Origin of the sequence: Neorhizobium sp. CSC1952 (assembly GCF_030378245.1) — a bacterium.
GTDB lineage: Bacteria > Pseudomonadota > Alphaproteobacteria > Rhizobiales > Rhizobiaceae > Neorhizobium > Neorhizobium oryzae_A.
On the sequence record NZ_CP128416.1, the window covers coordinates 4,381,764 to 4,394,752 of the forward strand.

General features: G+C 63.6%; 13 protein-coding genes. 6 read left to right on the forward strand and 7 right to left on the reverse strand.

Going from position 1 to position 12,989, the window contains the following annotated elements; translation table 11 throughout:
• Positions 1 to 17: 17 nt before the first annotated feature.
• Both recA and QTA58_RS21200 read right to left on the reverse strand, forming a co-directional pair.
• Positions 18 to 1,106, reverse strand: coding sequence for a recombinase RecA (gene recA, locus QTA58_RS21195; protein ID WP_085424347.1), 1,089 nt, complete (start codon positions 1,104 to 1,106; stop codon positions 18 to 20).
• Positions 1,107 to 1,351: 245 nt separating this feature from the next.
• Positions 1,352 to 3,961 (reverse strand): PAS domain-containing sensor histidine kinase, encoded by a 2,610-nt coding sequence (locus QTA58_RS21200; RefSeq protein ID WP_289670678.1) that lies wholly within the window; start codon positions 3,959 to 3,961, stop codon positions 1,352 to 1,354.
• 253 nt (positions 3,962 to 4,214) lie between these two features.
• Between QTA58_RS21200 and QTA58_RS21205 the strand changes: the two genes are divergently transcribed.
• Complete coding sequence (locus tag QTA58_RS21205; RefSeq protein ID WP_289670679.1) at positions 4,215 to 5,237, forward strand: flagellar biosynthetic protein FliO; 1,023 nt, start codon at positions 4,215 to 4,217, stop codon at positions 5,235 to 5,237.
• A gap of 89 nt (positions 5,238 to 5,326) precedes the next feature.
• On the opposite strand, the gene dksA is transcribed toward QTA58_RS21205, so the two are convergent.
• Positions 5,327 to 5,746, reverse strand: a complete 420-nt coding sequence (gene dksA, locus QTA58_RS21210) for an RNA polymerase-binding protein DksA (RefSeq protein ID WP_085424344.1) — start codon at positions 5,744 to 5,746, stop codon at positions 5,327 to 5,329.
• A 272-nt stretch (positions 5,747 to 6,018) separates the two neighbouring features.
• Here dksA and QTA58_RS21215 point away from each other — a divergent pair, with 272 nt between their 5' ends.
• From QTA58_RS21215 to QTA58_RS21230, 4 genes are all read left to right on the forward strand, one after another.
• A complete protein-coding gene (locus QTA58_RS21215) occupies positions 6,019 to 6,528 on the forward strand; it encodes a histidine phosphatase family protein (protein ID WP_085424343.1) in 510 nt (169 codons plus the stop codon).
• 71 nt (positions 6,529 to 6,599) lie between these two features.
• Entirely contained in the window at positions 6,600 to 8,069 is a 1,470-nt protein-coding gene (locus QTA58_RS21220; protein WP_289670682.1) for a YcjX family protein, read from the forward strand.
• Positions 8,066 to 9,142: a TIGR01620 family protein gene (locus QTA58_RS21225; protein ID WP_289670684.1), complete on the forward strand. Its 1,077-nt coding sequence runs from the start codon at positions 8,066 to 8,068 to the stop codon at positions 9,140 to 9,142. Before QTA58_RS21220 ends, QTA58_RS21225 begins: the two co-directional genes overlap by 4 nt.
• A gap of 103 nt (positions 9,143 to 9,245) precedes the next feature.
• Complete coding sequence (locus QTA58_RS21230; RefSeq protein ID WP_289670685.1) at positions 9,246 to 9,800, forward strand: hypothetical protein; 555 nt, start codon at positions 9,246 to 9,248, stop codon at positions 9,798 to 9,800.
• A 14-nt stretch (positions 9,801 to 9,814) separates the two neighbouring features.
• Here QTA58_RS21230 and folK read toward each other — a convergent pair whose 3' ends face one another.
• From folK to folP, 3 genes are read right to left on the reverse strand one after another with little or no spacing between them, the layout of a single operon-like run.
• Entirely contained in the window at positions 9,815 to 10,339 is a 525-nt protein-coding gene (folK, locus tag QTA58_RS21235; RefSeq protein WP_289670686.1) for a 2-amino-4-hydroxy-6-hydroxymethyldihydropteridine diphosphokinase, read from the reverse strand.
• On the reverse strand, positions 10,323 to 10,688 hold the full coding sequence (folB, locus tag QTA58_RS21240; RefSeq protein WP_289670687.1) for a dihydroneopterin aldolase: 366 nt from the start codon (positions 10,686 to 10,688) through the stop codon (positions 10,323 to 10,325). The genes folK and folB overlap by 17 nt, the downstream gene beginning before the upstream one ends.
• On the reverse strand, positions 10,688 to 11,491 hold the full coding sequence (gene folP, locus QTA58_RS21245; protein ID WP_341850270.1) for a dihydropteroate synthase: 804 nt from the start codon (positions 11,489 to 11,491) through the stop codon (positions 10,688 to 10,690). Before folP ends, folB begins: the two co-directional genes overlap by 1 nt.
• Positions 11,492 to 11,672: 181 nt before the next feature.
• On the opposite strand from folP, the gene QTA58_RS21250 reads away from it, so the two are divergent.
• Positions 11,673 to 12,293 carry a DUF922 domain-containing protein gene (locus QTA58_RS21250; RefSeq protein ID WP_289670691.1) on the forward strand — a complete coding sequence of 207 codons (621 nt, stop codon included), beginning with the start codon at positions 11,673 to 11,675 and terminating at the stop codon, positions 12,291 to 12,293.
• A gap of 375 nt (positions 12,294 to 12,668) precedes the next feature.
• Here QTA58_RS21250 and QTA58_RS21255 read toward each other — a convergent pair whose 3' ends face one another.
• Complete coding sequence (locus QTA58_RS21255) at positions 12,669 to 12,989, reverse strand: 2Fe-2S iron-sulfur cluster-binding protein (RefSeq protein WP_085424336.1); 321 nt, start codon at positions 12,987 to 12,989, stop codon at positions 12,669 to 12,671.

Here is a 12,989-nt window from a genome sequence, read left to right on the forward strand (position 1 = left end):
GAGTGCGGCGGAACCGATTACATTTCGGCAGCCGCGTCGCCGTCGTCGGCGTCCGGACCGCCGTTCTGCAGGAAGCGGTCGGCGATGAGGCCGGCATTCTGGCGAAGCGACATTTCGATCTCGCGGGCGAGCTCCGGATTGTCGCGCAGGAAGAGCTTTGCGTTTTCGCGGCCCTGGCCAAGGCGCTGGCTGTTATAGGAGAACCAGGCGCCGGACTTTTCGACGATACCCGCCTTGACGCCGAGATCGATCAATTCGCCGGTCTTGGAGACGCCCTCGCCATACATGATGTCGAATTCGACCTGCTTGAAGGGAGGAGCCATCTTGTTCTTGACGACCTTGACGCGGGTCTGGTTGCCGACCACCTCCTCGCGCTCCTTGACCTGGCCGATGCGGCGGATGTCGAGGCGGACCGAGGCATAAAACTTCAGCGCGTTGCCGCCCGTCGTGGTTTCCGGCGAACCGAACATGACGCCGATCTTCATGCGGATCTGGTTGATGAAGATGACCATGCAGTTGGAGCGCGAGATGGAGGCAGTCAGCTTGCGCAGTGCCTGGCTCATCAGGCGGGCCTGCATGCCCGGCAGATTGTCGCCCATCTCGCCTTCGATTTCGGCGCGCGGCGTCAGCGCCGCGACCGAGTCGACGACCAGCACGTCGATCGCGCCGGAGCGGACCAGCGTATCGGTGATCTCAAGCGCCTGCTCGCCGGTATCCGGCTGGGAAATCAGAAGGTTCTGGAGGTCGACGCCGAGCTTGCGGGCGTAGACCGGATCGAGCGCATGTTCGGCGTCGACGAAGGCGCAGATGCCTCCCCTCTTCTGGGATTCGGCAATCGTCTGCAGCGCGAGCGTCGTCTTGCCCGAGCTTTCCGGACCGTAGATCTCAACGATGCGCCCCTTCGGAAGGCCGCCGATGCCGAGCGCGATATCGAGGCTGAGAGAACCCGTGGGGACCGTCTCGATCTCGACGATATTCTCGTTCGAGCCGAGCTTCATGATCGATCCTTTTCCAAAGGATCGTTCGATCTGCGACAGTGCCGCTTCCAGCGCCTTGCTCTTGTCCACCGCTTTATCCTCTACGAGCCGCAAACTATTCTGTGCCATGTGATCCCACCTTTAGGTTATTGCCGCCGCGCAAGCAATGAAGCAGCCGATAAAGGTGATGTACCCTGTTTGTTCTCATTTGACAATGCCTGACCAACAGATTGACTTAAAATAATTATTCCGATTTCGTTCCGGTGATGTTCACGCTCTGCCGCATGTGGAAAATCCGCTAAGGAAAACAACGCTTGGCGGCAATTCCGAGACGAATCGCAGCGGCATGGGAAATCCGGCGAAACGCGCGGCCCTCAGTCCGAATCGAGCATCTCGCGGACGGCCACGGCGAGCTGCTTCAGCGAGAACGGCTTCGGCAGGAAGCCGAACTTGGCGTCGGCCGGCAGGTTGCGGGCAAAAGCATCCTCCGCATAGCCCGAGACGAAGATGAATTTCAGATCCGGATAGGATTTCCGCAGCTCGGTGAGCAGCGTCGGTCCGTCCATCTCAGGCATGACGACATCGGAAACGACAATGTCGACCTTGCCTTCAAGCTCCTCCATGATCTCCAGGGCTTCGGTGCCCGAACCCGCCTCATGTACCGTATAGCCTCGCGTTTCCAGCATGCGCTTGCCGCCGCGCCGGACCGCCTCCTCGTCTTCCACCAGCAGAACGACCGCCGATTTGCCGGTCAGATCGAGGTCTTCGGCGGGCGGCGGGGAAACGACCGGCGGCGGGGCGGCCTGTTCGGTCGAAGAACCGGCCGCGGGAGCGGCCTCCTGCACCACCGCCGGCGTTTCCTGAACATGACGCGGCAGGAAGATGCGGAAGCTCGTTCCGCGGCCGACTTCCGATTCCGGATAGATATAGCCCCCAGACTGCTTGACGATGCCATAGACCATGGAAAGGCCGAGGCCCGTCCCCTTGCCCACTTCCTTCGTCGTGAAGAAGGGCTCGAAGATCTTGTCCATGATTTCGGACGAAATGCCCGTGCCGGTGTCGGAAACCTCCACCATGACGAAATCCTCGGCCGGCAGGTCCGCCTGATGGAAACCGGCCGCTTCGCCGGCCGAGACATTGCGGGTCTTGATGAGGATCGTGCCGCCCTGGGGCATGGCATCGCGCGCGTTGACGCAAAGGTTGATCAGCACCTGCTCGAATTGCGAAAGGTCGGTGCGGACGGGCCAGAGGTCGCGGCCGTAATCCACTTCCAGCTTCACGTTCGTGCCGGAGATCAGCCGGTCGACCAGCATGCGCAGGTCGCCCACGACATCGGTGAGGTTCAATACCGCCGGACGCATGGTCTGCTTGCGCGAGAAGGCGAGAAGCTGACGCACCAGCACCGCCGCGCGATTGGCGTTGCGCTTGATCTCCATCAGATCGGCAAAACTCGCATCGGAAGGGCGCGCCTGCAAAAGAAGATGATCCGAGGAGAGCAGGATCGCCGTCAGCACGTTGTTGAAGTCGTGTGCGATGCCGCCTGCCAGCGTGCCGACCGCGTTGAGCTTCTGGGTCTGCGCCATCTGGGTCTCGAGCGCCTTCTGCTCGGTCGTCTCGACGGCATAGACGATCGCCGCCTCTTCCGGAGCCTCGTCGCTCTCGTCGATGACGGCATTGACGTAGAAGCGCACGTAACGGTTCTCGTCGCCCGGATGACGCGAATCGATCGGGGCTATGTCGCCCTGCCGGTCCTTGGCGGCGGCGAGCGCCTGCATCAGCTGCTGGCGGGAATTCTCGTGCACGATGCGCTCGAGATCGGCGCCGGCCTCTACCTCGTCGCGGGACACGACCCCGGCAAACAGTTTCAGGAACGGCGCGTTGATGCGCAGGATTTTTCCGCCGCCGTCGACCGAGGCGATCGCCATCGGCGTATTGTTGAAGAAGCGGGTGAAGCGCATGGCGGAGGCCGACTGGTCGCCCTCGCCGCCCTTCGGCCGCGCCAGCACGATCGTGCGGCTTTCGCCGGGCGCACCGTCACGGGTGGCGCTGACGCTGTGCACCAGCCGCACCGGCAGGCTCTGGCCGTTGGCGCGGCGCAGATCGAGATCAAGCGTTTCGGTGCGATCGAGACCCGGGGCCGCCTGCACGGACTGGATGAGCGCCATGCCCTCGCCCGCCACGAGATCGGCGATCGTCGTGGAACGCGGCACGAATTTGGTGAGGTCGATGCCGAGCCACTCGGCCAGCGTGGCGTTCAGATAGAAGATCTCGCCCTTCTTGCCGGCGGAGAAGAACCCGGCAGGGGCATGATCGAGATAGTCGATGGCGTTCTGCAACTCGCGGAAAAACCGCTCCTGGTCCTCCCGTTCCGATGTGATGTCGGTAATCTGCCAGATATCGAGCTGACCTTTTCCGGCAGGCCCCAGCAGCCGCGCTTTCAGGCGATACCAGTGGGCGCCGGAACCATTGCCCGTCGCACGGCCGAGCGGCTGCAGAAGCCGGAACTCCTCGTGGCCTTCGCGGCCTTCGCGCAGCGCCGCGGTCAGCCGGTAGAGCGCCTCGGTCGATTCGCGGGTCTTCGACAGCAGCGCTTCGAGGGACTGCACGTTGCTCGCCCTGGTCGCACCGGTCAGGCGGCCGTAGGCGGCATTGGCGTAAAGAATGCGGCCCCGTGGATCGGTGATCAGGATGCCGTCGGGATGATTGGCGAGAAAGCCGCGCGCCAGCTCGTCGGAGCGGGACTGCGGCATCACCTCGACAAAGCCGATGATGGAGGAAACCAGGAAGAAGATGCCCACCATCGCGAGGATGCCGAGAAGGCCGAGCACGACTTCGTTGTCGAGCGCGTGCTGGAACAGCACGAAACCCGCGGCCACGCCGCAGAGCACAAGCGCCAGGAGAATGATCCGGATGATGGTGCCGCCGCGCGAACCGCGATCCACCAGGGGCGCTTCGTAGTTGCCGCCTTGCTGCAACTTCGTCATCAATTCCTCGCATTTCGGCCGGCGCCCCGGCCATGGATATTCCCGGGAACGAAAATCCCGCGATTCCTTCTTAGCAAGTTGCAGATGAAGCAAAAAGCTCCGCAAGTCCATAAAACCCGGGACAGTTTGCCGGCGTGACCTATCTTTGCCATTCCGTTCTGTATTTTCAGCTCTGCAGAATGACGACCGGCGGCTTGCCTCGGCGGGAAAAAAGTCGTCTTTTACGGCAGCGTTCACATGAGGAGTGGCAAAAATGTTCGAAGATCTGTTGAGCGCCTATGGCAGCCGCCTCGTGATCGCCATCGTCGGCGTCGGCGTCGGCCTCCTCCTGCTGATCGGCGTTCTGTGGATGATCCGCGGCCGCAACGGCCCCTCGCCTTTCGTGCGCGGCGGCAAGAACCGTCAGCCGAGGCTGCAGGTGCTGGATGCCGCTGCGGTCGATACGCGCCGCCGCCTCGTTCTCGTGCGCCGCGACAATGTCGAACACCTGATCATGATCGGCGGACCGACCGATATCGTCATCGAGAGCGGGATTTCGACCGCCACGGGCGGTACGCGGGCAGCATCGGCGTCCGCCGCAAGCCGTTCCGAGGTTTCGGAATCCCAGGATATCGTCCCCTTCTCCGCCATGCCGCCTGCAGGACCGCGAGCCGCTCCGGCCCAGCGTCCGGCGCCGCCGGAACCCCGCATCGAGCCGGCAGCGGAAAGCCTTGCCGCACGGGAGGCGCCTCGTCCCGCTTCGGCCGCTACGGCTCCCGTTCCCGGCGTGGTGCAGCCGGCGAGCGCGCCTGCACCCTCCAGGCCTCTTCCGCCGGCCTCAGAACCGCTATCCGCGTCCAGGTCCGACGTCCCCGTTTCCCAGACGCCCGACGTAAGGCCCGAACCGCTGCGGCCGATCGCAGCCCTGGCGGCCGCCAATGCCGCCGCCCATTCGCTCGACAACGCCGCCGAGGTGCTCGATGCAGCCCGGGGCCGTGTCTTTCAGGAGGAGCCGGAGCCGCGCGTGGTGCCCATCAACCCCGCAAACGTGCCCTCCGCGTTGCAGACCGCCGCGGAGAAGCCGAAACAGCTCGGCAGCGACTTCGAGAAAATCCTCGAACAGGAAATGGCCAACAACCTCGCCGCCCGCGAGGCCGCGGCCTCCGGACAGGCGAACCGCCAGACGCTGCCGCGCGATCCTTCGGTGCCGCCGGTTACCGGGGCAACGCCCGAACCCTCCCTGCAGGCGGAAGTCGCTCGCATTTTCGGCGAGATGTCCGTCACCCGCGACAAGTGAGCGAGGCGGCGTGTTCCTCCTCATCCGACCAATAAAAAAGGCACAGGGAGACCCCGTGCCTTCTGAATTGGTTTTGGGCAGTTGCGAGATTATTCGTCCCTATAGACCTTTTCGCGGCGCTCGTGGCGTTCCTGCGCTTCGATCGACAGGGTTGCGATCGGGCGGGCGTCGAGGCGTTTGAGGCCGATCGGCTCGCCGGTCTCCTCGCAGTAACCGTAGGTGCCGTCTTCGATGCGCTGGAGGGCGGCGTCGATCTTGGCAATCAGCTTGCGCTGGCGGTCGCGGGCGCGAAGTTCGATAGCTCTGTCGGTTTCGGAGGAGGCCCGGTCGGCGAGATCGGGATGATTTGCGCTTTCTTCTGCCAGATGATCCAGCGTTTCGCGCGCTTCTCTCAGGATGTCATTTTTCCAAGCAATCAATTTGGCCCGGAAATACGCCTTTTGATTTGCATTCATGAACTCGTCGTCTTCCGAGAGCACATAATTGCTAAGATCGATCTTCTCACTCAACGCGATTCTCCTGAAGAACATCTCATGCGGCGCCTCTATATCCCATGTGCCCCAGGCGGTTCAAGCCTTGCGGGCCAGCATTAAAGCATTTTTAAAACTGTCACAGAAATCATCTAAACGGCTATTTTTTAAGCTTTTATTTGTAGCCGCCATAGTCGTTCCGTCTAATGTCACGGGCTTGTGCGGGATTATTCCGGGACATCGGGGGCAGTTGACGAGGCCCCGTCCGACAGGTACCCATCCTTTCGAATTTCCAAGTTTCGGCGCCGGGCATGACGACGATTACGCCTCCTCCTTCCCGCATCTACCTGCTGCGTCATGCCAGATCGGGCTGGGCGGAGCCGGGACAGCACGATTTCGACCGCACGCTCGACAATCAGGGCTTTGCGGAGGCGGAGATCGTCGCCGACAAGGCGGCCGACCGGAACTACCGCCCCGACCTCCTCGTCAGCTCGACGGCAATCCGCTGCCGCCAGACGGCCGAAGCGGTCCGCCGCGCCGTCAGCGAGACGATCGAGCCGGTCTATATCGACGAACTCTACAACGGCTCGCTCGCCACCTACCTCGCCGTCCTCGACGGGCAGAAGGACAGCCGCTCGGTCATGCTGGTCGGTCACAATCCGACCATGGAAGAGGTGCTGGAAGCGCTCATCGGGGCCGACCGCATGGTGGCGGCGATCCCGGGCGGCTATCCGCCCGCCGGACTGGCGGTGCTGGACTACCGCGGCTTCGTCGCAGGCTCGGATGCGGTTTGGGTGCTCACCGATTTCCTGACGGTCTGAGACGATCCCCGCCTTTGCGGCGGCGGCTGCCCATCCTATATAGCTGAAAACACTGGATCCGGAACGACGCCTTGCCGCCTTCGCTTACCAGCTTCACCGACGACGCCCGCATCGCGCTGGACAATCTCGCCGACCGCGCTTCGGGTCTTGTGCATCCCGCGATCAGACTGGGCGTGACGGGCCTGTCGCGAGCGGGCAAGACGGTGTTCATCTCCTCGCTCGTCCACAATCTTCTGAACGGCGGCCGCCTGCCGCTCTTCGAGGCGTTGCGTTCCGGCCGGGTCTCGGCCGTACGGCTCGAACCGCAGCCGGACGACGCGATCCCGCGCTTCCAGTACGAGGATCACATCCAGGCGCTGGTGCGCGACCGGGTCTGGCCCGATTCCACCCGCGCCATTTCCGAATTGCGCATCACCCTCGACTACCAGAGCGCCAGCGGCTGGAACCGGATGTTTTCACGCGGCCGGCTTTCCATCGATATCGTCGACTATCCGGGCGAATGGCTGCTCGACCTGCCGCTTCTGGCACAGGATTTTCGGGCATTCAGCGAAAATACCGCAGCGCTCGCCGAAACGGGCATACGCAGGGAATTGTCGCGGGAATGGCTGGCGCTCGCTTCGAGCATCGACATGGATGCGCCGGCAGACGAGATGACCGCCAGGCGGCTTTCCGAGAGCTTCGCTGCCTATCTCAGGGCCTGCAAGGACGACGAGCGCTCGCTGTCCACCCTGCCGCCCGGCCGCTTCCTGATGCCCGGGGATCTGGAGGGCTCGCCGGCGCTCACCTTCGCGCCGCTGCCGAACATTCCGGACGCGAAGGCGCCCAAAGGCTCGCTGCGGGCGATGATGGAGCGCCGCTATGACGCCTACAAGAACGTCGTCGTCAAACCCTTCTTCCGCGAGCATTTCGCGCGGCTCGACCGGCAGATCGTGCTAATCGACGCGCTGCAGGCGATCAATCGCGGTCCGGAAGCTGTGCAGGACTTGGAAAGGGCGCTGACGGACGTGCTCGCCTGTTTCCGCCCCGGCCACAACAGCTTCTTCTCCGCCTTCCTCGGGCGCAGGATCGACAAGGTCTTGGTTGCCGCGACCAAGGCCGACCACCTGCACCACGAAAGCCACGACCGGCTGGAGAGACTGACGGGCCGGCTCGTGGACCGCGCCATCCAGCGCATCGGCATGGCCGGCGCCGGGATCGAGGTCATGGCGATCGCGTCCGTCCGCGCCACCCGCGAGGCGACGGTGAAGGAGGGCAACCAGCTCCTGCCGGTCATCGTCGGCACGCCGATGGCAGGCGAGACGATCGATGGTGAGCGCTTCGACGGGGAAAGGAAAACCGCCATATTTCCCGGCGACTTGCCGGAAGATCCTGAAGCGTTCTTTCAAAAGCTCGATGCGCCGAAGGCGGAGCTTCCGGAGATCAACGTGGTGCGTTTCCGCCCGCCGGCGCTGGAAGAAACCAATGGGGGCCTGAAACTCTCGGTGCCGCATATCCGGCTCGACCGCGCCATGCAGTTCCTGTTCGGAGACCGACTCGCATGAGAGAGCCCGAAAATCCCCCGAACGGCAAGCGTCGCCCCGCCTCCTTTACCGTGGAAGACGAAACAACCAGGTACGAGACGCCTGTTCCGGCGCGCCGCAGCCCACGCAGCTTCGAGGATGGCGTCGTCGTCACGCCGGACGAAGAGGACCCCTTCGTGACGCCGCCTGAACTCGCCTCCGAAGCCATTCCGGTCGCAGAGCCCCGGGCGCGGAAAAAATTCTCCTTCGTCAATCTCGCGATCGCCGCCTTCGGCACCTTCCTGTCGCTCGCCTTCGGGCTCTGGGCCGACCGGGTGATCCGCGATCTCTTTTCCCGCGCCGACTGGCTCGGCTATGCCGCGCTGGCCGCGCTCGGGCTCGGGCTCCTCGCGCTCGCCGTCATCGTCGGGCGGGAAATCTTCGGCATGATGCGGCTTGCCACCGTCCAGACGCTGAAATCCGAAGCCGAAGAAGCAGCCCTCTCCCCCCGCCCGGCCGCGGCACGCAGCGTCGTCGCGACGCTCACAAAGCTTCTCAGCCACCGCGCGGAGACCGCCAGGGGCCGCGCTTCGCTCGATGCAACGAAAGACGAGATCATCGACGGCCCGCAGCTCCTCGAACTGGCCGAACGGGAGCTGCTGGCGCCTCTCGACCGAAAGGCCCGTTCGCTTATCCTCGGTTCGGCGAAGCGGGTCTCGGTCGTCACAGCCGTCAGTCCCCGCGCCATCGTCGATCTCGCCTATGTGTTCTTCGAGGTGACCCGGCTCATCCGCGCGATGGCCGATCTCTATGGCGGGCGGCCGGGGACGCTGGGCCTTCTCAGATTGATGCGGGACGTCATCGCCCATCTTGCGGTCACAGGCTCGATTGCCGTCGGCGACAGCCTTGCGCAGCAGGTGCTCGGCCATGGACTTGCCTCCAAACTGTCGAGCCGGCTCGGCGAAGGGGTGATCAACGGTCTGTTGACGGCGCGAATCGGGATCGCAGCCATGGATCTCTGCCGGCCGCTGCCCTTTCGGGCGGTCAAACGCCCCGGAATAGGCGATTTCATTTCCGATATCGCGGCGGTCGGCGGGCGCAAGGACGAGCCGTAAACCGGTCCGATCCGTCTCAAACCTGGATATCGTCACCAGTCGTTAACCATTCCCGCCTAGATTGGGCGGCACTTAACGTTGCTTGCGTGCCAAGGAAAAGCCCATGTACCCGCGCCTCTTTTCGCTTCTCGGCGGGCTCGCCGTCCTGACCATTGCGGCCACGTCGGCCATGGCTCCGCAGGCCGAAGCCGCCCCCCGCGACAAGGCATTCTTCCAGTCGGTCGCAGGCGTCTGGAAAGGTCCCGGCGAAATCGTCGCCGGCAAATACAAGGGTACGAAGTTCAGCTGCAACCTGACCGGCGCGCCGGCTCCGGACGGCAATGTCGGCATCAAGCTCGACGGCACCTGCCGCGTCGGCGTCTTCCAGCAGCCGATGTCCGCGGTCATCACCGAGAGCGGCCGCGGCTATAGCGGCAAATTCCTGGACGGCGCCGAAGGCAAGGGCCTCGACATCATTTCCGGCTCTGTCAGCGGCGACAAGGTCGTGATGGGAATCAACCGCGCCAAGCTCAACGGCGCGATGGTCGCGAGCCTGCGCGGCGAAAACAAGATGAACATCACCATCTCGGTGAAGGTCGAGGATCAGATGGTTCCGGTCATCGGGCTCAGCCTCGACCGCGATCTCGATTCGATCGCCGTCGGTTCGATCGAACAGTAATGCCCCGTGCGGGCTTACCGAGCCCGCCACCAGTCCTGGTCACCTGCGACCTTGATGCCGCCGATATCCGCCTCTTCAAGCCAGTCGCGCACCTTTCTTCCCTTGACCGGAAGGTCCGGCGCGATGTCGGCAAGCGGCTTCATCACGAAACCGCGCTCGGTCATGCGGGGATGCGGCACTTCCAGCTTCTCGGTCTTCTGCTCGCGCGTCCCGTAGGTCAGCACGTCGATATCGATGGTGCGCGGCCCCCAGCGCTCCAGACGCACCCGCTTCATGCCCCGCTCGATCGACAGGCAGACATCGAGCAAGGCTTCCGGCTCCAGCGACGTTTCCACCAGTGCGCAGCAGTTGAAGAAATCCGCCTGATCCGTCTTCCCCCAGGGCGGGGTCGAATAAAGTTTCGAAACGGCGGCGACGCGGCAGTCATCACGCCGATCGAGCTGCCGCAAGGCTTCGGCCATGGCAGCCGGCGGATCGCCGATATTGCCGCCGAGCCCCAGCGCCGCGACCTCGAAAACCTTTTCAGGCGAAATGCTCAACGCGCACCTCCGCATAGTCCAAAATGCCCCGGATCGGCACGCTCGGCTTGCGCACGGTGATATCGGCACGCCTGATCCTCGGCGACCAGGCGCAGAGCGCCTTGGCGATGTCCTTGGCGAGCGCCTCGATCAGGTTGCGGCGATGCTCGGTCACGGCCTTTTCGACGATCTCGTAGGCGATGCCGTAATGAACCGTGCTTCCGACATCGTCGTTCTCGAGCGCCTCGTCCGCCTCGACGTCCATGACGACATCGACGAAAAAACGCTGCCCCAGAGAGACTTCCTGCTCGAACGCCCCATGGTTGGCATAGAAGGCACAGTTCTTCAGCGTGATCGTATAGGTGCCCATCAGGAGCCTCTCTTTGCGGCATGGGCCTCGGCGGCGGCGAGCACGGCATCGGCCATGGCCAGCGCATCACGATTGACGGCGACGTTGTGGACCCGGAAGATCGCCGCACCCGCAAGCCGCAATATCACGGTCGTGGCCGCCGTGCCGACATCGCGTTCGTCGGGCTTATCGCGGCCCGTCACGCTGCCGGTGAAGCGCTTGCGGGACGTGCCGGCAAGCAGCGGAAAGCCCAGCCGGTGCAGTTCGGCGAACCGCGCCATCAGTTCCACGTCCTCGTCACGGTTCTTGGCGAAGCCGAAGCCCGGATCGAGGATCACGGCCTCCTCGGGAATTCCGGCGGCGCGGGCGATCTTCAGCGATTCCGTCAGGAAAAACTCCTGATCGGCAACCAGGTCGGCACGCTTTTCCTGTTCGCGACCCCGGCCGGTATGCATGATGCAGATCCCTGCCCCCGTTCGGGCCACGACATTCGCGATCTCGGGCTCCCGCTGCAGGCCGTGCACGTCGTTGACGATGTGAGCACCGGCCGCGACGGCCAATCTCGCCGTTTCGGCGCGGTAAGTATCGATGGAGATCAGTGCGTCGGTCTCGGCCGCAAGCCTCTCGATCACCGGCAGGACGCGATCCTGCTCTTCCGCCGCCGAGACCTCGACGGCGCCCGGTCTCGTCGATTCGCCGCCGATGTCGACGATCGCGGCTCCGTCACGAATACAGGACATGGCATGCGCGATCGCCGTCTCGACGCTTCCGGAGTAGCGTCCGCCGTCCGAAAAAGAATCCGGCGTGACGTTGACGATCGCCATGATATGGCCCTGCGGGCCGAGTTCGATGGCCCGACCTCGCCCGACACGCCACGTGCTGTTGCATCGCGATGTCACCGGCTGTCCATCTTTCGAAGGGTAACGCAAAATTTCATGCCTTTGTGTTGCGCTCCAGTTGGCTATGCCCCAAGCTCCAACCAAGTTCAACGTCGCAGGCCTGATAATGTTCTTTATGCGCAGAGTCCGCCGATTTTTCGGTGCAATTCTTCTCCTCTGCGTGATCCCGGCAACGGCTTCGGCCGAGCCCGTCATCACCAAGACCTATTCGTATTTCCGCATCGGCGGCCGCACGGCCGAAGATCTCGACAAGGAGCTGGAAAAGCACGGGCCGATGACCCGCGCGACCGGCCATCGCCATCCCGGCGCGACCGAGATCAAGTTCGGCGGGGACGTCACCTACATGGAGCGGGGCGGACGCTGCTCGATCGGCGGGGCGCGCGTCACGCTGCGGACGCACCTCATCCTGCCGCGCTGGAACAACCGTAGCCGCGCGTCGGCGGATCTCCGCTTCATCTGGGACACGCTGTCCACCGATATCAAGCGGCATGAGGAGCGGCATGCGGAGATCGCCCGCAACCATGCCCGCCAGCTCGAGCGGGCATTGCTTGCGCTCGGCTCCAGCAAGAGCTGCGACGCGCTTGAAAAACAGGTCTCGGAAACGACGCGCCGGATCCTTGAAAACCACGATCGCGAGCAATTGCGCTTCGATCAGATCGAAGCGACGAATTTCGACGCCCGCATGATGCGGCTCCTGCAATACCGCATGGGCCGCAGGGGCTCCTGACCGCTTCTCCACAGGAAGAGACGCCCGGCTGCCGCCTTATGAAGGTCGGGCATTGTCCCGCCTATCGCCGATGGTTTATGGTTAGAGTCTAAAATATGATTCTCGGATAAAAGCTAAGACGGCTTGGCTGCAGACGCTCCGAGAGATGGGGCGGAAGAGACGGATGGCCGAGGGTCGGCACGCCTTTCCAGCTCCGGCCGATGCGTCGCACGCAGCCGCTTCCGGGGATACCTGAGTATTTCGTGCGTTCCCAAGTTCTCCTGGCGCGTCCTCAAGCCGCAGGTGTCTCCTCCCTCGCCTGACGGTGATGCGCCCGCCTCGCCTCGCTTCCCGTTCGGGCAGCGAGGCACTTTTTTGCTGCAACCCGATTAAGGATCAGGCCTGCCGCTCGGGAACGTTGACCACCAGCCCGTCGAGTTCGGGCTTCACCTTGATCTGACAGGAAAGGCGCGAATTCGGCTTCACCTCGAAGGCGAAGTCGAGCATGTCCTCTTCCATGGGCGCCGGGGGACCGACTTTCTCGGTCCAGGCCTCGTCGACATAGACGTGACAGGTGGCACAGGCGCAGGCGCCGCCGCATTCGGCCTCGATGCCGGGTACGGAATTGCGAACCGCGTTCTCCATCACGGTGGAGCCGGGCTCGGCCTCGATATCGAAGCGCGTTCCGTCGAAGGCAACGATGGTCAGTTTCGTCAT